We start from the raw sequence: 24,033 nt of genomic DNA on the forward strand, positions 1-24,033 counted from the left end.
GGATTTATGGGAGTCTAAAACTGAAATGCCTCTCCCGCCTCATAATCTCCTTCTAACACAAGGATGCCTTTTTCAGCAGGGGCGTCAGGCAAATCAAGCTCTTTCGCTGAGCAGATCATTCCGCTTGACGGAACGCCGCGAAGCTCTGCATCCTTAATGACAAGTCCGCTAGGCATCACAGCGCCGACTTTGGCAACGACAACTTTTTGTCCTTGGTCAACGTTAGGCGCGCCGCAGACGATTTGAAGCGTTTCTTCTCCTACATTGACTTTACATACGCTTAATTTATCGGCATTCGGATGTTTTTCTTTTGATTCTACATAACCCACAACAAACTTCGGAGATAAATCAACGACTAATGTTTCTTCAACGCCGTTTCTGTTTAAAATCTCATTCACATCTTGCACGAATGTTTCTGAGAGCGCAACCGGGCCGTTTTCATCAATGGTTAAGTATGTAGACGCATTGAAAATGTTGAAGCCCGTTGTTTCTTTTGTTTCGTTATTGAAAATTTTGACGACGTCGCCATGTTTTTCATAGCCTAATTGTTCGCGTGTCACATCTTGAAGAGAGATCAGGAGCGTGTCTCCCACACCTTCTTTATTATAAAAAGCGTTCATAAGTAAAAATCCTTTCTAATCCTTTTTCGGACGGCTTTTCGCCAGGATAAACACCGGTTCCAGCTTTCCTTCATTGTACAAAAATGAAAGAGCGGTAATCGGAACGGTGCCGCCTGCAAAGAAGCTCATCGACATTTGTCCTAGAATATCATACCCTGATTCATTCCGGATGTCAGCAAGAATCAGAACGTCCTGATGCGGAACAGAGATCGCCAGCTCCCCTTCTGCACGCTGCTTGTACTCATTTAAAATCGCCTCGTTCAGAATCCGGCTGGCGTCGTATCCATCGTTTGCCCTGAAGAAATAGAAGTAATTGCCGGCAACCGTATCCTCTTTGACAACCGTCGGCAGAGAACGGAGATTAAATGCGGCCGTCTCTCTGATCCGCTCTTTTGTCCAGTTTTCTTTCTCAAGCATGCGCTGGTCAATTAAACGGTATGTTTTCCCGAGATCGAGCGCGTAATAAATTCTTGTCTCTGCGGTATGATCATCATAAATGAGCGGGATATCTTCGCTGGACTTGTCCGGGAAGGAAGTCGAGCGGATGACCGGATAAATGCGAGTTTCTTTCCCGGTCATTTCCTGAGCCTTCCCTTCCATTGCCGTCATTGCTTCGGAAACATAGTACACGATCTCATCAATGGCTTCGTCTTTTTTCAGTTCCCATTTCGCAATAATCGGCGGCAAATCGAGCGTAATCCCTTTTTTTGTCGTTTGATCCTCAACACGGAGAGTGTCTTTTTCTCTGTCAAACAGAAAGGAGCGATTCTCGTGCTGAAGGCGCTGTTTCAGTATATCTGACAGCTTCCTTGAGGTCATTTTCAAACCGATGTCCTCCTTTACGCTTTAGCGAGAGAATCTGTTAAAAACTGTTCGATTTCTTCTTTTGTTTTGCGGTCTTTGCTCACAAAACGATTTACTTCTTTTCCTTCATTAAAAACAACAAAGCTTGGGATTCCGTAAATTTCCCACTCTGCACATGTATCAATGAATTTGTCACGGTCTACGTAGTAGTAAGTGAATTCAGGGAAATCCGCTTCCAATTCAGGCAGGAAAGGCTCTACAAAACGGCAATCCGGGCACCAGTCGGCAGAAAACATAAATACAGCCCAGTCATCCTGTACCGCTTTTTCCAGCTCTTGAGTTGATTCAATTTTTTTCATTTCATATCCCTCCAGTTGTTTATGTTCTTACATGTTTGTTTATCGATACTCGTCCATTTGGATCATACCAAACTGCTTGAGGCAAAACCACTTATATGCAACGAATGAATATGTAAGATTGGCTTTCCCATTATCATTATCATATTTTATTTGCATTATCAAGCTCGTTTCGTTTAACATCGTGTACATGAGGGTGAAATTTACAGCTGGACATACATAAGGAGGGATTTTAGTATGGAGTTTATCGTCTATTTAGCAGGAGAAATCCACAGCAATTGGCGCGAGGAAATCAAAGAGAAAACAAAATCGCTGAAGCTGCCGATTACGTTTGTCGGCCCGATGGAGAATCATGACCGCTCAGACAATATTGGTGAAGACATTATGGGCGTACAGCCAAATGCCGTTTTGAAGGATGACAAAGCCTCTGACATCAACAACTTCAGAACCGCCGTCCTGATGAATAAAGCAGACTTTGTGATCGCCCTGTTTGGCGAAAAATACAAACAGTGGAACACGGCAATGGATGCATCATATGCGATCGCAAAAGGAAAACCTCTGATTATCATCCGGCCGGAATCACTCCACCATCCATTAAAAGAGCTTTCCAATAAAGCGAATATTACGGTGGAAACTGTCAACCAAGCCATCAAGGCCCTTTCCTATCTATTTGAAACAGAATAAGAAAAAAGCTTGTCGAACCGGGCTCACTGCTCGTTCAACAAGCTTTTATATAAATTCTACATATTCTTCTTAATTGCATCTACCGTCTGTCTATCGCAGGCTGTTACAAGTTTGATGAGCATTTCCTTAGCAGCAGCATAATCATCAATATGAATGATAGAAGCGTTTGTATGAATGTAGCGGGAACAAATTCCGATAACCGCTGACGGAACGCCGCTGTTCGAAATATGAACCTTGCCTGCATCTGTTCCCCCGCCGGATACAAAATATTGATATGGAATATCATGCGTTTCAGCCATATCAAGAACGAATTCCCTCATTCCGCGATGCATAACTGTCGTTCTGTCAAGAATACGGAGCAAAAAGCCTTTTCCAAGCTGGCCAAATTCATTTTTGTCTCCGCTCATATCGTTTGCCGGACTGGCATCAAGGGCGAAAAATAAGTCCGGTTTAATCATGTGAGAAGCCGTCTGTGCCCCCCTTAGCCCAACTTCTTCCTGAACCGTTGCACCCGCATAGAGCGTGTTTGGAAGCTCTTTGCCGTGTAATTCCTTCAAAAGTTCAATGCTCAAACCGCATCCATATCTGTTATCCCATGCTTTTGATAAAATTTTCTTTTCATTCGCCATCGTCGTAAACGGACAGATAGGCACGATCTGCTGTCCCGGTTTTATGCCGATTTTGATGGCGTCTTCCTTATCGTCCGCTCCAATATCGATCATCATGTTTTTGATATCCATCGGGCGGTTTCGCTGTGCATCTGTCAATAAATGCGGCGGTATGCTTGAAATCACACCCGGAACCGGCCCGTTATCTGTTTGAACTTCAACCCGCTGCGCAAGCAAAACCTGACTCCACCAGCCTCCGAGCGTCTGGAATCTGAGCAGCCCGTTGTCTGTGATGGATGTCACCATGAAGCCGACTTCGTCCATGTGCCCGGCTACCATAATTCTCGGTGCACCCTCTGCGCCTTGTCTGACTCCGAAAACACTTCCCAGTCTGTCCTGAACGATGTCATCGGCATATTTGGCTAGCTCCTGCTTCATAAAAGCACGAACCTGATGCTCGTTGCCCGGCGCTCCGGGAAGCTGCGTCAGTGTTTGGAAAAGCGCTTTCGTTTCTTGATTCATGTTTTCCCCTCATTTCTATGTAGTCCTTTTATTTTATTAGAAACAATCAAGTTTTCCAAGCACCCTGACCGAATCTGCTCAATCAGCCGCGTATTGCTTAACAGGTTTTGGCTGTTTCTGTATAATGAAAAGTACGATCAACCAGGAGGTGCTTTATTTTGAAATTGCGTCATCTTCTTTTAGGAGCAGGACTTGGAATTTGTACGGCTGTCGTTGTGAAACAATATGTGATGAAGCCTTATATTTCTTCAGAAAAAGCGCTTCGAATTGTAAAATCCGCTTTTAAGCAGCGGGGCCCGATTGACGGATCATGGATTTACACCCAGCCGGAGCCTTACAATATTAACGGAGAAACGGTACAGGTATACAAAACCGGCATTACACGATCAGCTTTCGGAGAATTAGAACAGTATGAAGTCATGGTGGATGCGAAAACGGGGGAAATTGTAGATGTCATTGATACAATCGCTTCTTAACACCGGACAAGCATAAAATAGAAGCCGCTGCTTACGCAGCGGCTCTTTTTTATTATATCGCGCGAATCGGTTTGTATACCGGATACCACATCGCATCCTGCACAGCCTGTATAATGTCTTCAGGCTCTTCTGTCGCGACGCCTTCCTTCATTGCGGTTTTTGCAACTTCAACCGCAACGGTTGCCGATACAGTCCGCAAATCCTCTACTTTCGGAAGCATCGGCGCGCCAGGCACCCCGACATTGACCATACTTGCGATCGCACGGGCGCATGCTTCAAACATGCTGTCTGTAATTAATTTTGATTTGGTGACAATCGTTCCAAGACCAAGCCCCGGGAAGACAAGCGCGTTGTTCGCTTGGCCGATATGATACGTTACGCCATTATACTCCACTGGCGGGAACGGGCTTCCTGTCGTGATCAGCGCACGGCCTTCTGTCCATTCGATTAAATCCTCCGGCTTTGCTTCAGAAAGAGTTGTCGGATTTGACATTGGCAAAATCGCCGGCCGTTTCACATGTGACGCCATTTCTTTGACAATTTCTTCAGTAAAAGCACCTGAAACCGTAGACGTCCCGATCAGGATTGTCGGTTTCGCCTGACGGACCACTTCAAGGAGATCAATGCCTCCGCCATCTCCGTTCCGCTGATAATCCTTCACTTCATCAGCCGAACGGGCATACGGCTTTTGGAAATCAAGAAGCTGATCCATATCATCTGTCAACAGTCCGTTTCTGTCTATGCACCAGAAGCGCTGATATGATTCTTCCTCACTCAGCCCCTCACGCACCAATGCTTCCCGCAGCTGTTCGGCAATTCCGATTCCAGCCGTTCCTGCTCCGAATATAACAACTCTGTGATCCCTCAGCGGAACTTTAGACGCTTTTGCACAGGATAAGACTGCCGCCAAAGAAACAGCGCCTGTCCCTTGGATATCATCATTAAACGTACAAACTTTATCTTTATAGCGTTTCAAAATGCTTCGCGCGTTTTTCGCTCCGAAATCCTCCCAATGCAGCAATGCATTCGGAAATGTCTCTCTCGCCAGCGCAACGTAGTCGTCAATAAATTGGTCATAGCGTTCCCCGCGCACTCTGGAATGCTGGTTGCCGACATAAAGCGGATCGTTCAGGAGGCTCTCCTGATTTGTCCCCGCATCTAAAACAACAGCAAGCACTCTGCTCGGATCAATGCCCGCAGCCGCCGTATAAACCGCCAGCTTGCCGATAGAAATCGCGATTCCTCCGACGCCCCAGTCACCGATTCCTAAAATTCCTTCCGCATCAGTTGCAACTATTAAATCGATCGTATCGCTTTGATCTTTATACTGTTTAAAGGCTTCTTTCATACCGTCCGGGTCATCGATTGAAAGATAGAGCCCTCGTGGTTTTCTATATTCATGGCTGTATCTCTGGATGGCCGTTCCAACTGTCGGTGTGTAGACAATCGGAAGCATTTCCCCTAAATGGTCATTTAACAGGCGGTAAAACAGCGTTTCATTCCGATCGTGCAGCGCCGTTAAATAAACATTTTTGCTTAAATCGTCTGGCTGTGCGGAATATTGCTCATACGCTCTTTTCGCCTGATCATCAATTGTTAATACCTTAGGCGGCAGAAAGCCTTTTAAACCAAGTTCTTTTCTTTCTTCCTCAGTAAAAGCGACACCTTTGTTCAAAAAAGGAACAGAGAGCACTTCAAGGCCTCTTAATGTTGTTTGAATGTCTCCTTCGTTTGTTACTTTGAATTGTTTCACCCTGCCTCTTCCTTTCTGAGCATAATTAGTACTAGGTTTGCATTATTAGCCGGAAAACATGCAGGGTAAACATAAAAATATGCTATTGCTTCATTCGCTTGACTGACTCTTTGATGCTTCCGTCCTCCTCCCATTGAAGGGCGCGATACTCGGCATCATGATAAAAAATAAACCAAGCGTCTTTTTCTGCTGCGAACGCCTGCCATTTCTGCTTTTGCGGGATAGAGGTCATCGGGTAATCATCGTAAGCCAGCACCCAAAGCGGATTGCGGTGGGCATGCGTTGGCATTAGATCTGCCATATGTACAGCAGTTTCACCCGCATCCTCGCATATCAGGACACTGTGTCCGTCGCTATGGCCTCCGGTGTGATGCATGGTAATCCCCTCTGTGATGGTTAAAGAATCCTCAAAGGTTTTGACTTGGCCGGCTACAGCCTCCCAATTTTCCTTCCAATACGTATTTTTCGACCGGATATTCGGATGGCGCATTTCATCCCATTCGACAGCTGATGTATAAATCACCGCATTCGGAAAGACAGAGACGAGCCGTTCACCTTCATATTCCGTTAAACCGCATGCATGATCAAAATGAAGGTGTGTCATTGCGATCACATCTATATCGGCAACGTTTAACCCGAGTGCAGCTAATGATGGTTTCACATTCGACTCTTGTGTCACGCCATAGTTTCGTTTTTGTTTATCAGTCAGCTTGCCTGATCCAATTCCGGCGTCAACGATGATATTAAGCCCATCCTTTTGAATCAAAATGGGGTCTGTCCTTAGTTCAATCTGGTTTTTTTCATTGACTGGGTATTTTTTAGACCAAAGCGGCTTTGGAACGACGCCGAACATCGCCCCTCCATCCATATGCGTCACGCCTCCGTCAAGCCAGGTCAACGTGATGTTTCCAATTTTCATTGTTTCCATTTTCATCCCCCCTGTCATCATGGTAGCAAACGGGCCATAAAAAAAACAGACTCCTGTCAGAGTCTGTCTTTACGTTCTCCATTCAACCTCAGCCCGATAGATCGGCTGGCCGAGTGCAGAGAATTTTTCTTCATATTCTGTCATAATATTGCCTTCCAGATTGCTGTTATGCAAATCGAGACTGACGTATGTCAGCAGCAGGCCGTACTCAGAGAAGCTCTTCAAAGAGTACTCAAACAAACCTCGGTTGTCGGTTTTAAAATGAATCGCTCCGCCTTTTCCCATTACTTCTTCATATTTTTTGAGAAAGTGGGAGTATGTCAAGCGGCGTTTTTCATGCCGTTTCTTTGGCCAAGGATCAGAAAAGTTCAAGTAGACCCGTTTCACTTCACCCGGCTCAAACACATCCGTCAGCGTGTCCGCATCTATATTCAGAAGCCTTACATTCTGCGCTTCGCTGTCTTTTACTTTTTGGACGGCTGTCACGATGACGCTTTTAAATAACTCAATACCAATATAATTGATGTCGGGATTTTGTTTGGCCATCCCAGAAATAAATTGACCTTTTCCTGTACCAACCTCGATATGGATCGGATTGTCGTTGCCAAACACTGTGTTCCATTTCCCTTTATAATCAGCAGGGTTGCTGATGGCAATATCTGCGTTTTCAGCCAAAAAGTCATCAGCCCAAGGCTTGTGGCGCATTCTCATATGATTGACACCTCTATCTATTATTTCGACTAACAACATACCATGAATTAAAAAGACCCGCAAGCTCGTTTTTCCAGTGTATCTCTCTTAAGGCCGAGTGCATAAAAAAAGAGGGTCCCGTCTGCTGGAACACTCCATTCACATGTATAAAAACGCTCTGTTTTGAACAATTTAACCCGTATGATACTGAAGGGATGTGTACCGTTATGGGTTTACATTATGAGCATCAAGTTCATTTATTGAAGGATATCTTGACTGACCATCAATTGGACTGCTGCGGAACAGTCGCAGAGTACGAGCAGCTTGAGCGTGTGATTAAATCACTGATGGCAAACACCGAGCTTGATTCAAATTTTAAAAACGTGCTTGAGGATGTTTACCGCTACAGCCAATCAGGAATATCGTCCAAATCCATCGACTCACACATACAAGAGCATCAGAACAGCCTGTCTCAATGGGTAGAGCAAATGGATTCGTATTCCTGATTAGTCAACAATTCGTTTCATGAGGATATGCAGTTCTTCCATTGCATCATGAAATTCCTTGTCATTGCCTTTTGCTTTATGCCAGGCAATGAAAGTGATTGTTTCAGATAACACATACCAAGCCATTCGCAATCGAAGGCTTTCTGTCAACTCTATGCCGTACATGCTCAGCCAGCTCTCCCAAGCTGGCTTTTCGACATAGTGGTACAGCAAAGGTCCGAGGTCCATCGCCGGATCAGCAATCATGGCGCCGTCCCAGTCAATTAAATACAGCTGGTTGTCTTCAGACAATAGCCAGTTATTATGATTGACATCACAATGGCAAACGACTTTCTCACCGAAATGCACTTCATGCAGGTGTTCTTCCAAATACTTGATCCCTTCTTGAATCAGCGGCGAAGATTGCTGCACAGCAAATACAGCCTGCTTCAGCTGAGACAAAAGAGCCCCCGGGTTCAGCGGTTCTTTTCCAAGTCTCTTCAGCATGTCCAGCAAGGCTTTTGATGTGTGTATTTTACGAAGCAATTCAGCAACGGGCCGTCCGCTCATGTCTTTAGGCTTCAGCTCTCTGCCGGTCATCCAGTGCTGGGCCGTAATGACGTCCCCATTTTCCATCCGTTTTGTCCAAACCAGCTTCGGAACAATGCCTTCGGCGGATAAAACAGCTAAAAAAGGTGAGCTATTACGTTTTAAAAAAAGCTGCTGCCCGTTATGTTTCGCATAATATGCATCTCCTGTAGCTCCTCCGGCGGGGAAGATCTCCCAATCGCTACCTAGTAATTGTCCCAACCAGTTCATATCAATGTTCAACCCATCATTTCTTAAAATATTTTAGAATAAAGGCGAATCGTCTCTAGTCTATCCAGCGAGCGCCTTTTTCGTACGAATCGTATGAAAATAAAAAAGACAGCTATTGAGAGTCTCATATGCTAATCAATAGCCGTCCTTTAAATTTTAGCGCTATAGCACAAACTTCGTCAAGCAAAACTCTTAAGATCTGATGCTAAATATAAGATAACTGTTCCGATGCCGTTTACTGCAACCGTTTTCTTAATTTCTGCCGGGTCTTGCTGAAATCCTGATGGATCACATAAAAGCCGATATGGTTTATCGTTTGACAGCCTCCACTCGACAGAGTCCGGACTCGCATGATGGATAACAATGATATCTTTCCATTCGTCAACCTTGTCGAGATCATAAAGCCTGTATGCGATAAAATGTTCTTTTAGCGTCAAACATTCAAGATGGCGCCGGATGTCTGCAGCGGACCTGAGACGGAATGCGGGATGCGCTTTTCTCAGCGAGATCAGCCTGCGGATATAGTCAACATCTTCTTTGAACGTTTCACGCCGATCCCAGTCCAGCTCGTTAATGCTGTCACTGGATTGATAGCTGTTTTCCACTCCCTGCTTCGTCCGGAAAAATTCCTGGCCGCTATGAATAAACGGCACCCCTTGGGCTAGCAAAATAATCGCGGCGGCAAGCCTTTGCCTGCTTCTCTTTCGGCTGTCATTTTCTTGAGGAAGCGCGAAGCTCATTTTATCCCAAAAGGTGTGATTGTCATGTGATTCAACATAATTGATGGACTGGCTTGGTTCCGGAACAATCGGGGCGAATGCCTTCCATCCGGAAGAGCCGGCAATCCCGTGCATAACAGCTTGCGCTGATTCACCGCTGCCGAGCGCAAACCCTGCTGCCATGAGGTGAAAGGTGTTCCCTTTTACAGCGTCACGAAACACATCATTAAAAAAACCGATACCGGGCATTCTTGGTGCGTTCGCCAAAGTAGCTTTCTGTTCATGCGGCAGCGGTGTAGCCAGATCCCATCCTTCTCCAAAAAGCAGGATTCCGGGCTTTGCCTTAATTGCTTTCTCTTTCATATAAAGCACGGTGTCAATATCTAAAATGCCGAGCAGATCGAAGCGGAAGCCGTCGGCATTGTATTCTTCAAGCCAATAGACCACGCAATCCGCAATGAACTTTCTCGCCATTCTTCTTTCTGATGCAATATCATTGCCAACGCCAGTGCCGTTTGACGGCATCCCAAATTCGTCATGCCGGAAAAAATAACCGGGCACTGTTTTTTCAAAGGGTGAATTCTCGCGATGATACACATGGTTAAAAACAACATCCAGAATGACTCGCAGACCGTGCTGATGCAGGGTATTGATCATTTGTTTCAGCTCTGTTTTTCTCGTTTGAGGATCATGAGGGTTTGAGGCATAGCTTCCCTCCGGGGCAAAGAAATGAAGCGGGTTATATCCCCAATTATAAGCATCAAGCGGCTTCTCTTCATCAACTCCGGCAAAATCGTTCACCGGCAGTAGCTCGACGTGTGTAACACCAAGCTCTCTTATATACGCCAGTCCAGAAGAACTGCCATTGGCGGTCTGTGTATCAGTTTCCGTTAATGCTAAGTATTTTCCCTTGTTGATCATGCCGCTGTTTTCATGGATGGAGAAGTCGCGAAGGTGCGTCTCATAGATGACGGCATCCACAGGGTTTGAGAATGGCTTAAGCGAAGCAGTCCATTTCATTTGATCCGGGCGCAAGACGACGCCCTTCTCTCCATTTACTGTCACGGCCTTTGCATACGGGTCAACGGTTTCCGCCCACTCTGAATTGTTGCAGATGCAGAACACATACTCGTACCCGTGAAGGTCACCCATGACCGTAACAGCATAGACGCCCTTTTCCAAGCGAGTCATTTGGAATGTGCGCCCGCCTTTATTGGGGTGTGAAAGCTTGACTGCAGCTGAGGTTGCAACAGGCGCCCATACTTTAAATACGGTATGATCCGCAGTATAAACGGCGCCGAGCTCTCCGTCATAATAAAATTCGTCATCAAATGCAGCTGTCCGGATGACCGCGCCGATTTGGAGATCGGTTTTGTGGCCGCTGGATGCACTGACGAAATGGATTTTTCCATATGTCACAGGATGGTCGGATACGCAGATGTACTTGTATTTCGCTTCAAGGGAGTATTCCTCCCTGACAGCCAGAGGAAAATCTGTTGTTTCTGTCTCAAGCCGAAACGGCGGTGTCATGATTTCTTTTTGTTCAGCAGGAATCAGGACGGTAATGATATTCATGTCATCGACATACGCTTCGAAGCTGCGGCGGATGCTGACCATCGGAAGCTCTCTCCTCCAAACACGTTTATGTTTTGATCCTGAGGGGTGCAGGACTAGATGCCAGACGAAACGGGGTAGTGCCCATGATTTCTCCGTCAGCATGAAACGGGATTTTGTCCTTCGTGTAAAACGTAATGTCTTTTGCTTTAAACATCGTAACGCCATCCATCTTTGTATGTTTTCCAAATGCCATCAGACATAAAAGCCAATATTTTTTCAAAAACGGCTGGTTTTCAACGATTACAATGTCAAATGTCTTCTCGCGGGGATTTGCTAGCGGCGCCGCCTTCATGCCTCCCCCGTAAAACGGATGGTTGGATACAACCGCAAACCAGACATCATGAAATTCATGCGTCTCGCCTTCCGTTGTACAAGCTAACGTAAACGGCTTAAAGGTTGCTGAGGCGTGCAAATGAGAAAGCGGATACACCAGAAATCGAAGGCGGAGAAAAAGAAAAACCCGTCTCAACGGAAATTCCATCGCCTTTTTATTGACATATGCGTCAAACCCGATCCCGATATGATTCATAAAATAAAGAATTTGTGATTTATCCTGAAGGAAATTGACGCTCCCTAAATGAAAGGTTCTTGTTAGCGGACGCTTTACCTTCTTAATTTCCTGTATCAGGTCGATTTTTTTAATAGAAAATCCCCGTGAGAAATCATTATACGCGCCCGCTGGCACAAAGCTCAGTTCAATATCGTCTACATCCTTCAGGCCGTTGACAACTTCATGCATGGTTCCGTCTCCGCCAATGACGATCAGGCGCTTCAGCTTATATTCCTGTATCGTTGAAATCTGTCTGGCGAGCACCTCGGCGTGTCCCGGATGTTCAGTTAAAAACGAACGGTGCTCAACCTTTCGTTTGATCAATTCCTTTTGAATGGACTTCCAAACACGCAGGCCGTTTCGATGTCCTGCTGTCGGATTAATAATAAAAAACCAATGGCTCATCTTTCTCACCTGCTTATGTTATGAGAAAACCGCTCAAATCGTTCTCTTTTACTCCAGCCACTCTTGTCTGCGATGGGAGTCAGACATGCAGTAAGACAATAGAGCCTTCGCAGCCTTTATCTGATGGTGTTTGATCGGAGCAGTGTTTTTCTTCTGCCGCTCAATCCATTCTTCCGCGCTCCGCTTATCCGCAATTTCTAAGCCGTATGGCGGCTCAGGGTAATCGATGTACGACGTTCTGCTCAGAAGCAATTTTCGAACCGGAATCTCGGCCTGTTTTTCCTTTACGATCTTTGACACAACAGAGTCCGTTCGAAACAGGCTCAGCCCTGGATTTAACACTGATGCAGTCTGAGAGGCTGTTTTCTTGTCCCAAAAACGATTTTTAGACCCTATGTAGACACTGTCTTCCTCGCCCTCTAAAATAGAAACGCAATAAATTTCCAGAGGAGAAATAATCACAATGCTTAATTCAACCGCCGCCTGCTGAATTCTCAGCACAGGCTTATACATAATGAAATAAGAATCGGGCAGCTGTTGGGTCAGATAACGCAAAATGCGGTCCTGCTTCACCTGGTTTGAGAGTTGAGATATTTCTGAAAGAGTAGAGCTTGCCCATTTGAGCTGAAAATCATATAAATGTCTTTTATAAAAAGAAGCAAGCGCCATCCTGCTCTTTGGGAGCCTTACATGAATATCTTCTTCATCCTCAAACCATTGGTGTCTCTCTTCTTGTATATCGGCTTTTATCTCTTCTTTTCTTCTTTTCAATGAAAATTTTTTTCGTTTTTGCGCCGGTTCCGGTTCTCCAGCACTGGCTTGCCTTTCTTCTTGCTGGCGTTCCGCCGCTTCTACCAGTGAAAGCCAGCGCTCTTTTTTCAGCCGTACAAACTGGTTGATATAATGGTACGGATCAAGCTCATATCTCGATATATAATCATGAATTTTGATGATTTGTGCCATGTTTGTTTCTCCACTCCGCAATGAATTAAGATAAATGAAATTTGAATATTTCCTCGTATTTTGGTGATTGGTTCAAGTGTATTTGAAAGAGCGAAAACCGCTCAGCCCTCATCGAAACCTCGCCGCTTTCAAACGGAACATGAGCCGGAAATCCTTCTTCGCCTGTCCATTTTCTCGCCAGCGTCATATGAGGATGATACGGTCTTTTTTCCACTTGAAAACCAGCCTGAAGCACAGCCTGCTTTGTATGTTCCCTCAGCCTTTCAAGCGTTTTGTTTTTCTTAGGCTCCAGGTGTAAAACGCGCGGCCTTTTGCGGTCGCCGAATACATCTATCTTGCCAAACTCAATTGAAAATGGATCGATTTCTGAAGCAATCTCGGCTAGCGAACCTTCAAGCTTCTTTATTTGTGTCTCATCCGCCGCTCCGAGAAAAATTAACGTGATATGATAGTCAAGCGGGTGCACCCATTTTTGAAACGTCAATACCGGCTCGTTTTTCGCAGCCTGGTAAATCGGGTTTGCAATTCCCTCAGGTATGGGAACGCCGATGAAATAATGAGGCCGTATATCTGGCATCCGTCTGACACTCCCTTCTTTAACAGCTATTATTTTATCAATAAAGAGGCTGTGCGGATAGAGGAACAGTGTATGAAAACACTCTCGCACAAACGTTTATTATGTTAGGATATTATATGACACTTGTTTTATTCAGAAAGGAATGACAATGTTGAAAATCGTTGAAAACACAGCTGATCTGATAGGAGATACACCGCTAGTGAGATTGAACCGGCTTCAGCCGAAAAATGCGGCACAAGTCTATTTAAAGCTTGAATTTTTCAATCCGAGCGGCAGTGTGAAAGACAGAGCAGCTTATCAAATGATCATAGAAGCTGAACAAAACGGTTTGCTCAAGCCGGGATCAGTTATTATAGAGCCGACAAGCGGAAATACCGGAATCGGGCTCGCTATGAATGCGGCAGCACGCGGATATAAAGCAATCTTAGTGATGCCTGATACGATGACGAAGGAACGGATCAACCTGCTTAAAGCTTACGGTGCAGAGGTTGTATTAACTCCCGGAGAGGAAAGAATGCCGGGCAGCATTAAAAAAGCGAAGGAGCTTGCCGAACAAATTCCGAACAGCTATATTCCAATGCAGTTCGATAACACTGCCAATCCTGATGCACACCGGAAAACAACGGCGCCTGAAATTGCCCGGGCAATAGAGGAAATCGGAAAACCGCTCGGCGCTTTTGTAGCCTCATCGGGAACGGGCGGAACCATTACCGGAACAGGTGAGGCGCTCAAAGAGCTTTTTCCGGATATCACGGTTCATGTTGTTGAGCCAGCGGGTTCGCCTGTATTATCCGGCGGAAAACCCGGAGCGCATAAACTTGTAGGAACGAGCCCAGGCTTTATACCGCCGATTTTAAATGAAAACGTTTATGATGAAATTATCAAAATCTCTGATGAAGACGCATATACAACGACAAGACGGCTTGCTGCTGAAGAAGGAATTCTTGTCGGCCCTTCATCAGGCGCTGCCTGCTTCGCGGCAATCGAAACAGCGAAACGCCTCTCTCCTGACAAAGTTGTCGTCTGCATGACAGCCGATACAGGAGAACGGTACTTATCAACTGATTTATGGTCATTTATTTAAAAAAAGGACTGGCTTCAGCAGAAGCCGGTCCTTTTATTTTGCAAGCTCGTAAATGGCCTGCGCATATAATGCTGTCGATCTAAGAAGGTCATCAATTTCAATATATTCATCCTTTTGATGTGCGCTGTCAGGGCGTCCGGGGAACAGTGGGCCGAAGGCGACACCGGCTTTTAGCGATCTGGCATACGTCCCTCCGCCGATTGAGATTAAGTCAGCTTTTTTACCCAGCTGGCCTTCATAAACCTTTTGCAGGGTTTTGACTAGCGGATGATCTGCTGACACGTGATGCGGCTTGCTGTCTTTGAATTCGCCCAGCTCAAATTCAGATGCGCTTTCGAATGCATCGCGGATCGTTTTGCTTTCTGCTGTCACAGGATAGCGGATATTGATCCCGAGCTCGCCTCCTTGCCCTTCTTTATAGCGCAGTGTTCCGACGTTTAATGTCAGCTCACCGCTAATTTCATCCTCACAGTCGATGTTCAGTTTCTTTCCTCTTGTATCACCTGAGAATTTGTCTGTCACCACTTGCACAAACCGCAGTCCTGCATCGTCAAGCTCAGTCTGCTGCAGAAATTCGCACAATAAAATGCCGGCATTGATCCCATTGTTCGGTTCCATCGCATGGCAGGAAAGCCCGTACATACGCAAAATGAGCTGTCCGTTCTCTATTTCAGCTTCTCCTTTTTGATCCGTCGTGCGGAGCATGTCTTTAAATGAAGACAGAATCTCTTCTTTTTTCTGCCCTTCAATGACGGCTTCAGCAGCGTCAGGCACCATGTTCAAACGGAGGCCTGACTGAAACGAAACAAGCACTGCCTTTGGCTCGGCTTGATTTGCGACATGCGGGATAAGTAAAGAAGCATCGATAATCCCTTTTTCCGCGTTAATAATCGGAAAATCGGCGTCAGGCGCAAAGCCAAGTGTTGGCATTTCTTCATGCTTGAAGTAATGCTCTACGCATCTCCAATCGCTTTCTTCATCTGTTCCGATAATCATTCTGACTCGCTTGGACAGCGGCAAATTCATGTCTTTTACGATTTTCAGCGCATAGAATGCTGCCATTGTCGGGCCTTTGTCATCAATGGCGCCTCTTGCATAAATCCGCCCATTACGGATTTCAGCTGAAAACGGATCACTCGTCCAATCGTCTCCCGGCGGCACGACGTCAACATGGCAAAGTACGCCGACAATGTCATCGCCCTCGCCCCATTCAATATGACCTGCGAAGCCATCAAGATTTTTTGTTGTAAAGCCTTCTTTTTCTCCAAGCTCCAGCAGTGAAGTCAGGCTGGCGTTTACCCCTTCTCCAAACGGTTTGCCGGGTACGGCGGTTGTTTCGTCCATGACACTGTTGATTCTCAAAAATTCCTGCGTATCACGAATTAAATCCTCTTTTCTTCTGATCACTTCAACTTCCCAGTTCATAATGATCCCCTTTCCGCAAGAAATGTCTTGCAAAAACCAAATTAAACGAATAATATTAATGGTGTTTTGTTAAAACGTTCGTAATTGGAGGATACTATGTTTCATCTAAAAGAGCAGCAAACATCCATAAAGCAAGAAATCATAGCAGGGCTGACGACCTTTTTCACAATGGTCTATATCGTCGTGGTTAATCCGGTCATTTTGGCTAACGCCGGGGTTCCTTTCGACCAGGTTTTCACCGCAACGATCATTGCCTCCATTGTCGGAACGCTGTGGATGGCCCTGGCAGCAAATTATCCGATTGCTATTGCGCCCGGCATGGGCTTGAACGCATATTTAGCCTTTCATGTCGTAAGCGCAAGCGATGGCGGCATCACATACGCAACAGCTTTCAGTGCAGTATTTACAGCAGGGGTTCTCTTCATTATTTTATCGTTAACGCCTTTAAGAAAACAACTTATAGAAGCGATTCCAAACAATTTAAAATACGGGATCACAACAGGGATCGGGCTGTTTATTGCTTTTATCGGTTTGCGTCAAGCGGGAATTGTGGCAGCTGATGAATCAAACCTGGTTACTCTCGGCAATCTGCATTCACCGGGTGTCATTTTAACACTCGTCGGCCTTTTGATCAGCGTGGTCCTGATGGTGCTGAATGTAAGCGGCGCTTTATTTATCGGAATGGCAGCTACCGCTTTGATCGCCTTTTTTACCGGACAGCTTCATTTTTCAAAGGGATTTATGTCGTTTCCTCATTTGCCGGAAGGATTGATGATCTCAAATCCATTTACCGCTTTTGGCGACGTCATTCATCACGGCCTGTACGCTGTCGTCTTTTCTTTTCTATTGGTCACCATTTTTGATACGACAGGCACAATGATCGGAGTAGCAGAGCAAGCAGGGCTCATGAAAAACAATAAGCTGCCGAACGTGCGAAAAGCGCTGCTTGCTGATTCAACCGCGACGACAGTAGGAGCTGTGTTCGGCACAAGCCCGACGACGGCATTTATCGAATCTTCCGCAGGCGTCGCAGCCGGGGGAAGAACGGGGCTTACAGCTTTGACTGTGGCGGTGATGTTTGCGGCATCAATGTTTTTCAGTCCGCTTGTCAGCGCCTTGTCCGGCATAGCTGCCATCACCTCGCCTGCTTTGATTATTGTAGGCAGTCTGATGATGGGCTCAGTTTCCAATATGAACTGGAAAGAGATGGACGAAGCATTCCCAGCGTTTCTCGTCATTTTGGCTATGCCTTTGACATCAAGCATTTCTACAGGAATCGCCCTTGGCTTTATTTCGTATCCGATTGTAAAAGCGGCACGGGGAAAATGGAGAGAGATTCATCCGCTCGTTATCGTTTTCGCCATACTGTTTTTCATCCAGCTGTTTATTTTATAACACATAAAGAAAACCCAAACGCTCAGTCGTTTGGGTTTTTTATATGAATAATAAAGAGACGGCGGCCGCAAAAAAACAGCAAGCGGCAAACGCATAGTGCAAAGTGTTGATACAGCTTTTTCTGGCCCGGTAATATTCATCACTTTCCATATCGGTGCCAATTAAAAAAGGGGCATCCATGACCTTATCAAAAATAAGCGTCAGGATATAACGGCAAACACCTGTATAAACCAGAAGCGCTATCACCTTCAGCCAAATCGGGGAGACAAAAATCAAAATCGTAAAGGCCGACAAAAGCATGTACATTTCCCTCATATACTCGCCATTCCTCAGCATGACTTTGAAAAACAATTCCTTATAGCCAGTGCAGATCGTTCGCCTTTTAAATATCCTTTTTGAATTGCGGTATAATAACGGTTTTCTTCTCATCCTGTCTTTTACTTTTGGCATTCCCGCCTCCTGGCTCATCATCATCACAAGTCCTGCAAGGGCAAGCCTTCTTTTTTTCTCTTCAGTCACTTCAGCTTCAAAACCCGTAAACGTGGCTGTCTTTTTCAAACTGCGGACGGCTGAAAAAAGCAAAAATAAAATGCCTAAAAGCGCAAGCAAGTGCCACTCAGTCAAAACAATCAAGATAGCAGAACCAGCAAAAAGAATAGCTCTTGCAGAGATATCGCCAATCCATCTCGAAATGGAGCGCGGCTTTCTGATCCTGTCTTGCTTTGAAGATAAAAAGAACATATGAAGGCCAAATAAGTAACATATTAGAAGCGCGCTTTCTGCGAATGTGATGTGAACAGAATGACGGATTAAAGGAAAAACAATGAAAAAGAGCAGCAGCCATTTGGCCAGCGTGACCAAAAAAGAATACAAAAGCGCATACCGTTTTAACTGATAGATTATTTCTTTCTTTTGCAGCAAAAACACTTTGTCCGCTTCCATTAAAAATGTGCGAATCGAGCCTGTAAACATGATCAGCACACACACAGCATACAGCCATCTCCATTCCGCCACTTCAGACCACTCATAAAGAAGGCCTCTTCCGTTCATCAAATCAATATACTGATAGACGACAAAAGCAAGCGCCGGCAAAACGATATAGAGAGCGACTGTCCAGTCAATGACCGCATGCAATACCTTAAACTGATACCTGTAATAGTCAAACAGCCTCCGAAAAAAGAGCGTACGCCCGTTCATGGCCGATCACCTTGAACTGCCTTATAAAAACAGTCAAGCAATGACTGCCCCTCTAATCCGGTCTTGTCCTGAATATCTTTTAACGTGCCTTGGAGAAATAAAGAACCTTTCTCAATCATGTAAAACCGGTCACAGATCTTTTCCGCGGTATCGAGCACGTGTGTACACATGAGAATGCCAGCTCCCCGTTCTTTTTCAGCTTTAAGCATGTCCACAAAACGTTTCGTCGATATCGGATCAAGCCCGATAAACGGTTCATCAATCACATAGATATCAGGCTTAGAGAGAAAAGCCTGGATAAGCATCAGTTTTTGCTGCATGCCTTTTGAAAAGGTGACAGGCAGCTCATGCCTGACATGATCAAGCGAAAACGTCTGCAGAAGGCTTTGGGCCCGTTGTGCAAATTCACTCTCTTCAATGCCATGGAGTGTGCTGATCAGATCCAAATGCTCCCACAGCGTCAGTTCTTCGTAGAAGGACGGATGCTCCGGAATGTATGCAAATGAACAGTTGTTCCAGGCAATTTGCCCTTTAAAATCTTCTGAGAGGCCGAGTATCGCCTTCATTGCGGTGCTTTTTCCGGCACCGTTAGCTCCGATCAGCCCGACCAGCTCCCCTTTTCCGACTTCCAGAAAAACATCGGTGAGCACTTTTTTACGGCTTGTATACCCCGCCTGTTCTATTGAAGCTTCAAGTAAATTTGTCAAACTCACCCACCTCCAAAATTTACTACGAAACAGAATAAAAAAAGTTTCTTTAAGCATAATAATATTGAGCCGAAATACATAGTAATCCAACAAGGATGGCTGCCCAACGAGAATTGGAAAAAATTAATAGGAGTTATCCCTAGATTCATTGCTGCAATATCGTGTATAATGAGGGCGAATTATTTTAACAATTACAGATGTCTGCCTTTGTTGCTATTTCGTACGCAGTTGATAGTCGTGAGTTGTGGTTAGTCAAGTCCATCCGATCTTATGATAGGGAGTGGTTTTTTGAAACCTTCAACAAACCGTATGCTAACTCGAATCAAATCAGTTTACATGTTTATCCAAGAAAAAGGTCTTGTGACAACGCAGGAACTGGTTGACGAATTCGGCATTACACCTAGAACGATTCAAAGAGACTTAAATGTGTTGGCATATAATGATCTTGTTCATAGTCCAAGCCGTGGCAAGTGGGAGACAACGAGAAAGAAAGTAAAGATTACCTCATAAATTGAAAAATTACATAGGGCCGCCTGTGAGCGGCCTGATAGATACAGGGCGAAGAAACTTCCGAGCCTTGTTTTTGTGCGCTTATAAATAAAACCCCGCATTCGTATGCGGGGTTTTTTCATGCTTGCGGTTCATTGAGCCAATGAAGTTCTTCCTCCGTAAGCTCCCGGTATTCTCCGGGTGCCAGAGCGGGATCCAGGGAAACGCGCCCCATCGAAAGCCGCTTCAGATAAACCACTTCATTGCCTACAGCCTTTGCCATCTGCTTGACCTGATGGTATTTTCCTTCGGTAATTGTCAGATATATCACAGTATTGCCATTGTCGTTTGTTTTGATTTCCGCTTTTGCCGGCTTTGTTTTATAGCCGCCTTCTATGTAGACACCCGTTTCCAAATCGGAAATGTTTTCCGGTGAAATCTGTGATTTTAAATGGACTTCATACGTTTTTGGGACATGCTTTTTAGGAGAAAGGAGCCGATGTGCGAGCTGGCCATCATTTGTGAGCAGCAAAAAGCCCTCTGTATCTTTATCAAGCCTGCCGGCGGGAAATGGCTCAAATCTCATCTCCTCCGGCGTCAGCAGATCGATCACTGTTTGCTGCCGGCTGTCCTCGGTCGCCGACAGCACGCCTTGCGGTTTATTCATCATAAGATAAATGAACTCACGGTAATCAACCGGTTCCCCGTATACGGTAACCTCCTGTGTATCAGGATCAACGTGCGCCTTTACATCTTTGGCCGGTTTGCCGTCGATCATAACGGCTCCCGCCTTCACAACGGCTTTGACTTCTTTTCTGGAACCATACCCGCTGTTGGCAAGCAGCTTATCAAGTCTCATTCCTCATCTCTCCTTTATAAAAGAAAGCCCGCAGCATGCGAGCCCTCCGTTTCATCATATCTTGTTCATCAGCCCGCATGTCTGCCTTTCTTTAAGAAACCCGGCAAACGGCGGCCTAAAATTTTCTGCAAAAATCCTAACCGGTAGCCGCAATACAGGTAAACAGCACCGCCAACAGCGGCCGCAATCACCACAACAATCGCAGCTTGCAGCTGGCCATCCTGATAGGAAATAAAGAAGCTTAATACCCACTGTACGATTTTCACGGCAATACCCATAATAGCTGATAAGACCAGCATCAAAACAGTTCGTTTAACCAGTATCTTATACGAATAGCCTGCATGGCGCTTAATCATGATAAATCCATATAAAAGTGAAGCGATATATCCAAGAGCCGTCGCTAAAATCGCTCCGTCAGCCTGCATCAGCTTGATTAGCGGAACATTCAGCACAAGCTTAATCACGACACCGATCACAAGGCTGACAACCGCAAATTTTTGTTTATTGATGCCCTGCAGAATGGCTGCATTGACCGTAAACAAAGAGAACAAAATCGCGACTGGCGAATACCAAAGCAGAATGTTTGCTCCCAGTTCAGGATGAAGGCTCTCTGACCCGTAAAAGAACGTATACGTTGGTCCTGACAATAGAGAGATCCCGACAACAGCCGGAATAATTAAAAACAGGATCGTCTGCATCGTTTGGTTAATCTGCTGATTTAACAGCTTATAGTTTGCGCTTGTAAACGATTCAGTAATCGTTGGAATTAATGTCAGTCCGAAAGCTGTTGCAAGGGAAACCGGGATCATCACGAGCTTCTGCACATACAGGGTTAGAATTGCCAGCATGTCCTGGCTGATGGCTTGATGCCCGGCTTCAATCATCGCTTTGTTAAACGTATTTGTATCAATATAGTTATACAAAGGGATGGCTAGTCCGACAAAAACGTACGGAGCAGCATAGCTGAACAGCTCGAAAAACATTTTCTTGTAGCTTAAGTTTGCTGTCGGACCCGTATTCGGCATCATCGCCAGCAGGCTGCCCTTCCGTTTGTTCCAATAAATATACAGCACGACCAGCCCTCCGAAGGCACCGATCAGCGCTGCGAAGGTCGCATAGCCGACAGCGATGACAAGACCGCCGTTGAAAACCTTCAAAATCAGGTATGTCGCACTCAATAGAAAGATGATGCGGACAATCTGTTCAACGACTTGGGAAACAGCTGTCGGACCCATCATTTGGTGCCCTTGGAAGAATCCGCGAACAAGACTCATAATCGGTACGACCAAAAGCGCTAAGCTGACCATGCGGATGACATAAACGACATGATCAATTGTCAGGCCGTTATTATCCTTGCCTCCCAGCGATATTTCCGCAAACATCGGAGCGGATAGATACAGAATGAAAAAGGCTATCATTCCTGTAACGAGCATAACCGACATGCCCGCCTTGAGCATTTTTCTGCTTGTCTCATAATCCCCTTTGGAATTATATTTGGACACAAATTTAGAAACAGCGGCCGGAAAGCCCATCGTAGCAATATTCAAAAATAAAGTGTATTGGTTGTATCCGTATTGAAATAATGCACCGCCTGTCGCCCCGACCATAATGCTGAAGGGAATTAAATAGACCATTCCCAGAATTCGCGATATATATGTACCGAGCGTTAACACAAACGTGCCTCTTAACAGTTTGCTTGACATGTTTCTTCATCACCATTTTCTACGAAGATTCAACTTTTCTATTTTACCACAACTGGGCATTTAGACGGTAATAAATACAAAAGCAATCCTGTGAACATTCGTATCCGCTGCAAAAGACGTTTAAGGAGCAGCTTTCTTTCGCTATAATAGTACTGCGGACGGGATGTCCGCATACGAAACGAAAAGAAAGTTGATGATAAAGATGAAACAATATGACGTAATCGTAATCGGCGGCGGCCCTTCAGGCTTGATGGCTGCGATTGCAGCAGGGGAGCAGGGCGCTGGCGTTTTGCTGATAGATAAAGGAAATAAATTAGGGCGGAAACTCGCGATTTCCGGGGGCGGCCGCTGCAATGTGACAAACCGCCTTCCTGTGGAAGAAATTATTAAGCACATCCCCGGCAACGGGCGTTTTTTATACAGCGCGTTTTCTGAATTTAATAATGAAGATATTATCAAGTTTTTTGAAAACCTTGGCATTCAATTAAAGGAAGAGGATCACGGCAGAATGTTTCCTGTGACCGACAAAGCCCAAAGCGTTGTTGACGCGCTGTTAAACAGGCTGAAGCAGCTCCGTGTAACAATCAGAACGAACGAGAAAATTAAATCTGTTATATATAAAGATGGACAGGCGGCAGGGATTGTGACGAATAATGGCGAAATGATCCATAGCCAAGCTGTCATTATCGCTGTCGGCGGCAAAAGTGTGCCTCATACCGGAAGCACGGGAGACGGCTATGAATGGGCTGAAGCCGCAGGCCATACCATAACAGAGCTGTTTCCGACAGAGGTACCCGTCACTTCTGGCGAACCGTTCATTAAGCAAAAAACACTTCAGGGCTTATCACTAAGAGATGTAGCCGTCAGTGTGTTAAATAAAAAAGGCAAACCAATCATCACACATAAAATGGACATGCTGTTTACCCATTTCGGCCTCTCAGGCCCTGCCATTCTCAGATGCAGCCAATTTGTCGTGAAAGAGCTGAAAAAACAGCCCCAAGTTCCGATCAGAATTGACTTATATCCGGATATCAATGAAGAAACGCTTTTCCAAAAGATGTTTAAAGAACTGAAGGAAGCACCGAAAAAAGCCATTAAAAACGTACTGAAACCCTGGATGCAGGAGCGCTACCTCCTATTTCTGCTCGAAAAAAACGGCATCTCTCCGAACGTATCGTTTTCTGAGCTGCCAAGGGACCCTTTCAGACAATTTGTAAAGGACTGCAAGCAGTTTACTGTTCTCGCAAATGGCACACTGTCGCTTGATAAGGCATTTGTCACGGGAGGCGGGGTATCTGTAAAAGAAATCGACCCGAAAAAGATGGCCTCTAAAAAAATGGAGGGGCTTTACTTTTGCGGAGAAATTCTGGATATCCACGGCTACACAGGAGGATACAATATCACCTCCGCCCTAGTAACAGGAAGGCTTGCGGGGCTCAATGCCGGTCGCTTTTCCCGCTCCTGACCAGCCTTTTCAAATTTTTACAAAACGCTGAACATTTGAAAATTCTCCGCATTCATGGTAGTGTGAGACTTGTTTTGTTTCACCTGATTGCGGGGTAATTTTAAGAGAGGAATGATCTGCCAGCGTACGACCA

At 45.4% G+C, this 24,033-nt stretch carries 25 protein-coding genes; 7 read left to right on the plus strand and 18 right to left on the minus strand.

The annotated features are described in order from the left end of the window. Positions 1-14 precede the first annotated feature (14 nt). Genes ytpR through JQX68_RS15075 form a run of 4 tightly spaced genes read right to left on the minus strand, consistent with a single transcriptional unit; the run spans position 15 to position 1,939 of the window. Positions 15-620 carry a YtpR family tRNA-binding protein gene (gene ytpR, locus JQX68_RS15060; protein ID WP_014665014.1) on the minus strand — a complete coding sequence of 202 codons (606 nt, stop codon included), beginning with the start codon at positions 618-620 and terminating at the stop codon, positions 15-17. Between the two features lie 15 nt (positions 621-635). Beyond that, a complete protein-coding gene (locus JQX68_RS15065; protein ID WP_080478262.1) occupies positions 636-1,445 on the minus strand; it encodes a DUF1444 domain-containing protein in 810 nt (269 codons plus the stop codon). Positions 1,446-1,459: 14 nt separating this feature from the next. Then, a complete protein-coding gene (locus tag JQX68_RS15070) occupies positions 1,460-1,783 on the minus strand; it encodes a thioredoxin family protein (protein WP_014665016.1) in 324 nt (107 codons plus the stop codon). 39 nt (positions 1,784-1,822) lie between these two features. After that, a complete protein-coding gene (locus tag JQX68_RS15075) occupies positions 1,823-1,939 on the minus strand; it encodes a hypothetical protein (protein ID WP_004399150.1) in 117 nt (38 codons plus the stop codon). A gap of 78 nt (positions 1,940-2,017) precedes the next feature. Here JQX68_RS15075 and JQX68_RS15080 point away from each other — a divergent pair, with 78 nt between their 5' ends. Then, complete coding sequence (locus tag JQX68_RS15080) at positions 2,018-2,464, plus strand: YtoQ family protein (RefSeq protein ID WP_014665018.1); 447 nt, start codon at positions 2,018-2,020, stop codon at positions 2,462-2,464. 56 nt (positions 2,465-2,520) lie between these two features. Here the strand turns inward: JQX68_RS15080 and JQX68_RS15085 are convergent, their stop codons facing one another. Continuing rightward, positions 2,521-3,594 (minus strand): M42 family metallopeptidase, encoded by a 1,074-nt coding sequence (locus JQX68_RS15085; RefSeq protein WP_147772368.1) that lies wholly within the window; start codon positions 3,592-3,594, stop codon positions 2,521-2,523. A gap of 158 nt (positions 3,595-3,752) precedes the next feature. Between JQX68_RS15085 and JQX68_RS15090 the strand changes: the two genes are divergently transcribed. Beyond that, positions 3,753-4,070, plus strand: coding sequence for a PepSY domain-containing protein (locus tag JQX68_RS15090; protein ID WP_014477682.1), 318 nt, complete (start codon positions 3,753-3,755; stop codon positions 4,068-4,070). A 52-nt stretch (positions 4,071-4,122) separates the two neighbouring features. Here JQX68_RS15090 and JQX68_RS15095 read toward each other — a convergent pair whose 3' ends face one another. The 3 genes from JQX68_RS15095 to trmB all read right to left on the minus strand — a co-directional run bounded on the left by JQX68_RS15095 (position 4,123) and on the right by trmB (position 7,462). Further along, positions 4,123-5,823 carry an NAD-dependent malic enzyme gene (locus tag JQX68_RS15095; RefSeq protein WP_040082118.1) on the minus strand — a complete coding sequence of 567 codons (1,701 nt, stop codon included), beginning with the start codon at positions 5,821-5,823 and terminating at the stop codon, positions 4,123-4,125. A gap of 82 nt (positions 5,824-5,905) precedes the next feature. Continuing rightward, on the minus strand, positions 5,906-6,751 hold the full coding sequence (locus JQX68_RS15100) for a YtnP family quorum-quenching lactonase (protein WP_014665022.1): 846 nt from the start codon (positions 6,749-6,751) through the stop codon (positions 5,906-5,908). A gap of 69 nt (positions 6,752-6,820) precedes the next feature. Then, positions 6,821-7,462 carry a tRNA (guanosine(46)-N7)-methyltransferase TrmB gene (gene trmB / locus JQX68_RS15105; protein ID WP_014665023.1) on the minus strand — a complete coding sequence of 214 codons (642 nt, stop codon included), beginning with the start codon at positions 7,460-7,462 and terminating at the stop codon, positions 6,821-6,823. A gap of 206 nt (positions 7,463-7,668) precedes the next feature. On the opposite strand from trmB, the gene JQX68_RS15110 reads away from it, so the two are divergent. After that, the gene (locus tag JQX68_RS15110) at positions 7,669-7,947 is read left to right on the plus strand and encodes a YtzH-like family protein (protein WP_003237926.1); all 279 of its coding nucleotides are present in this window, start codon (positions 7,669-7,671) and stop codon (positions 7,945-7,947) included. Here the strand turns inward: JQX68_RS15110 and JQX68_RS15115 are convergent, their stop codons facing one another. From JQX68_RS15115 to thpR, 5 genes are all read right to left on the minus strand, one after another. Continuing rightward, positions 7,948-8,745: a phosphotransferase family protein gene (locus tag JQX68_RS15115; protein WP_009967993.1), complete on the minus strand. Its 798-nt coding sequence runs from the start codon at positions 8,743-8,745 to the stop codon at positions 7,948-7,950. A gap of 179 nt (positions 8,746-8,924) precedes the next feature. Beyond that, positions 8,925-11,081, minus strand: a complete 2,157-nt coding sequence (gene pulA / locus JQX68_RS15120) for a type I pullulanase (RefSeq protein WP_147772369.1) — start codon at positions 11,079-11,081, stop codon at positions 8,925-8,927. A 25-nt stretch (positions 11,082-11,106) separates the two neighbouring features. Beyond that, on the minus strand, positions 11,107-12,036 hold the full coding sequence (locus tag JQX68_RS15125) for a YegS/Rv2252/BmrU family lipid kinase (protein ID WP_014665025.1): 930 nt from the start codon (positions 12,034-12,036) through the stop codon (positions 11,107-11,109). 48 nt (positions 12,037-12,084) lie between these two features. Beyond that, a complete protein-coding gene (locus JQX68_RS15130) occupies positions 12,085-12,999 on the minus strand; it encodes a hypothetical protein (protein WP_147772370.1) in 915 nt (304 codons plus the stop codon). 25 nt (positions 13,000-13,024) lie between these two features. Continuing rightward, positions 13,025-13,576, minus strand: a complete 552-nt coding sequence (thpR, locus tag JQX68_RS15135; RefSeq protein ID WP_147772371.1) for an RNA 2',3'-cyclic phosphodiesterase — start codon at positions 13,574-13,576, stop codon at positions 13,025-13,027. Positions 13,577-13,724: 148 nt separating this feature from the next. Between thpR and cysK the strand changes: the two genes are divergently transcribed. Beyond that, a complete protein-coding gene (cysK, locus tag JQX68_RS15140; protein WP_147772372.1) occupies positions 13,725-14,660 on the plus strand; it encodes a cysteine synthase A in 936 nt (311 codons plus the stop codon). A 33-nt stretch (positions 14,661-14,693) separates the two neighbouring features. Here the strand turns inward: cysK and pepV are convergent, their stop codons facing one another. Beyond that, positions 14,694-16,085 carry a dipeptidase PepV gene (pepV, locus tag JQX68_RS15145; protein WP_147772373.1) on the minus strand — a complete coding sequence of 464 codons (1,392 nt, stop codon included), beginning with the start codon at positions 16,083-16,085 and terminating at the stop codon, positions 14,694-14,696. A 96-nt stretch (positions 16,086-16,181) separates the two neighbouring features. Here pepV and pbuO point away from each other — a divergent pair, with 96 nt between their 5' ends. After that, entirely contained in the window at positions 16,182-17,480 is a 1,299-nt protein-coding gene (gene pbuO / locus JQX68_RS15150) for a hypoxanthine/guanine permease PbuO (protein WP_014665030.1), read from the plus strand. A 39-nt stretch (positions 17,481-17,519) separates the two neighbouring features. On the opposite strand, the gene JQX68_RS15155 is transcribed toward pbuO, so the two are convergent. Together JQX68_RS15155 and JQX68_RS15160 are read right to left on the minus strand one after the other, a co-directional pair. After that, the gene (locus JQX68_RS15155) at positions 17,520-18,677 is read right to left on the minus strand and encodes an ABC transporter permease (RefSeq protein ID WP_014665031.1); all 1,158 of its coding nucleotides are present in this window, start codon (positions 18,675-18,677) and stop codon (positions 17,520-17,522) included. Further along, complete coding sequence (locus JQX68_RS15160) at positions 18,674-19,384, minus strand: ABC transporter ATP-binding protein (protein WP_014665032.1); 711 nt, start codon at positions 19,382-19,384, stop codon at positions 18,674-18,676. The genes JQX68_RS15155 and JQX68_RS15160 overlap by 4 nt, the downstream gene beginning before the upstream one ends. 288 nt (positions 19,385-19,672) lie before the next feature. Between JQX68_RS15160 and JQX68_RS15165 the strand changes: the two genes are divergently transcribed. Continuing rightward, positions 19,673-19,894: a DeoR family transcriptional regulator gene (locus JQX68_RS15165; protein WP_003152337.1), complete on the plus strand. Its 222-nt coding sequence runs from the start codon at positions 19,673-19,675 to the stop codon at positions 19,892-19,894. Positions 19,895-20,012: 118 nt separating this feature from the next. Here JQX68_RS15165 and JQX68_RS15170 read toward each other — a convergent pair whose 3' ends face one another. Both JQX68_RS15170 and murJ read right to left on the minus strand, forming a co-directional pair. Further along, entirely contained in the window at positions 20,013-20,732 is a 720-nt protein-coding gene (locus tag JQX68_RS15170) for a pseudouridine synthase (protein WP_014665033.1), read from the minus strand. 68 nt (positions 20,733-20,800) lie between these two features. Further along, on the minus strand, positions 20,801-22,435 hold the full coding sequence (gene murJ / locus JQX68_RS15175; RefSeq protein ID WP_040082102.1) for a lipid II flippase MurJ: 1,635 nt from the start codon (positions 22,433-22,435) through the stop codon (positions 20,801-20,803). A 202-nt stretch (positions 22,436-22,637) separates the two neighbouring features. Between murJ and JQX68_RS15180 the strand changes: the two genes are divergently transcribed. Next, positions 22,638-23,900 (plus strand): BaiN/RdsA family NAD(P)/FAD-dependent oxidoreductase, encoded by a 1,263-nt coding sequence (locus tag JQX68_RS15180; RefSeq protein ID WP_040082530.1) that lies wholly within the window; start codon positions 22,638-22,640, stop codon positions 23,898-23,900. Positions 23,901-24,033: the final 133 nt, after the last annotated feature.

Origin of the sequence: Bacillus sp. LJBS06 (assembly GCF_016924995.1) — a bacterium.
In the GTDB taxonomy this organism is placed as follows: Bacteria; Bacillota; Bacilli; order Bacillales; family Bacillaceae; genus Bacillus; species Bacillus stercoris.

What these genes read in the sequence shown, in the direction of transcription:
- ytpR (WP_014665014.1), bottom strand. Translation starts at nt 620, where the DNA reads ATGAACGCTTTTTATAATAAAGAAGGTGTGGGAGACACGCTCCTGATC.
- JQX68_RS15070 (WP_014665016.1), bottom strand. Translation starts at nt 1,783, where the DNA reads ATGAAAAAAATTGAATCAACTCAAGAGCTGGAAAAAGCGGTACAGGAT.
- JQX68_RS15075 (WP_004399150.1), bottom strand. Translation starts at nt 1,939, where the DNA reads ATGCAAATAAAATATGATAATGATAATGGGAAAGCCAATCTTACATAT.
- JQX68_RS15080 (WP_014665018.1), top strand. Translation starts at nt 2,018, where the DNA reads ATGGAGTTTATCGTCTATTTAGCAGGAGAAATCCACAGCAATTGGCGC.
- JQX68_RS15085 (WP_147772368.1), bottom strand. Translation starts at nt 3,594, where the DNA reads ATGAATCAAGAAACGAAAGCGCTTTTCCAAACACTGACGCAGCTTCCC.
- JQX68_RS15100 (WP_014665022.1), bottom strand. Translation starts at nt 6,751, where the DNA reads ATGGAAACAATGAAAATTGGAAACATCACGTTGACCTGGCTTGACGGA.
- trmB (WP_014665023.1), bottom strand. Translation starts at nt 7,462, where the DNA reads ATGAGAATGCGCCACAAGCCTTGGGCTGATGACTTTTTGGCTGAAAAC.
- JQX68_RS15110 (WP_003237926.1), top strand. Translation starts at nt 7,669, where the DNA reads ATGGGTTTACATTATGAGCATCAAGTTCATTTATTGAAGGATATCTTG.
- JQX68_RS15115 (WP_009967993.1), bottom strand. Translation starts at nt 8,745, where the DNA reads ATGAACTGGTTGGGACAATTACTAGGTAGCGATTGGGAGATCTTCCCC.
- pulA (WP_147772369.1), bottom strand. Translation starts at nt 11,081, where the DNA reads ATGGTCAGCATCCGCCGCAGCTTCGAAGCGTATGTCGATGACATGAAT.
- JQX68_RS15125 (WP_014665025.1), bottom strand. Translation starts at nt 12,036, where the DNA reads ATGAGCCATTGGTTTTTTATTATTAATCCGACAGCAGGACATCGAAAC.
- JQX68_RS15130 (WP_147772370.1), bottom strand. Translation starts at nt 12,999, where the DNA reads ATGGCACAAATCATCAAAATTCATGATTATATATCGAGATATGAGCTT.
- thpR (WP_147772371.1), bottom strand. Translation starts at nt 13,576, where the DNA reads ATGCCAGATATACGGCCTCATTATTTCATCGGCGTTCCCATACCTGAG.
- cysK (WP_147772372.1), top strand. Translation starts at nt 13,725, where the DNA reads ATGTTGAAAATCGTTGAAAACACAGCTGATCTGATAGGAGATACACCG.
- pepV (WP_147772373.1), bottom strand. Translation starts at nt 16,085, where the DNA reads ATGAACTGGGAAGTTGAAGTGATCAGAAGAAAAGAGGATTTAATTCGT.
- pbuO (WP_014665030.1), top strand. Translation starts at nt 16,182, where the DNA reads ATGTTTCATCTAAAAGAGCAGCAAACATCCATAAAGCAAGAAATCATA.
- JQX68_RS15155 (WP_014665031.1), bottom strand. Translation starts at nt 18,677, where the DNA reads ATGAACGGGCGTACGCTCTTTTTTCGGAGGCTGTTTGACTATTACAGG.
- JQX68_RS15170 (WP_014665033.1), bottom strand. Translation starts at nt 20,732, where the DNA reads ATGAGACTTGATAAGCTGCTTGCCAACAGCGGGTATGGTTCCAGAAAA.
- murJ (WP_040082102.1), bottom strand. Translation starts at nt 22,435, where the DNA reads ATGTCAAGCAAACTGTTAAGAGGCACGTTTGTGTTAACGCTCGGTACA.
- JQX68_RS15180 (WP_040082530.1), top strand. Translation starts at nt 22,638, where the DNA reads ATGAAACAATATGACGTAATCGTAATCGGCGGCGGCCCTTCAGGCTTG.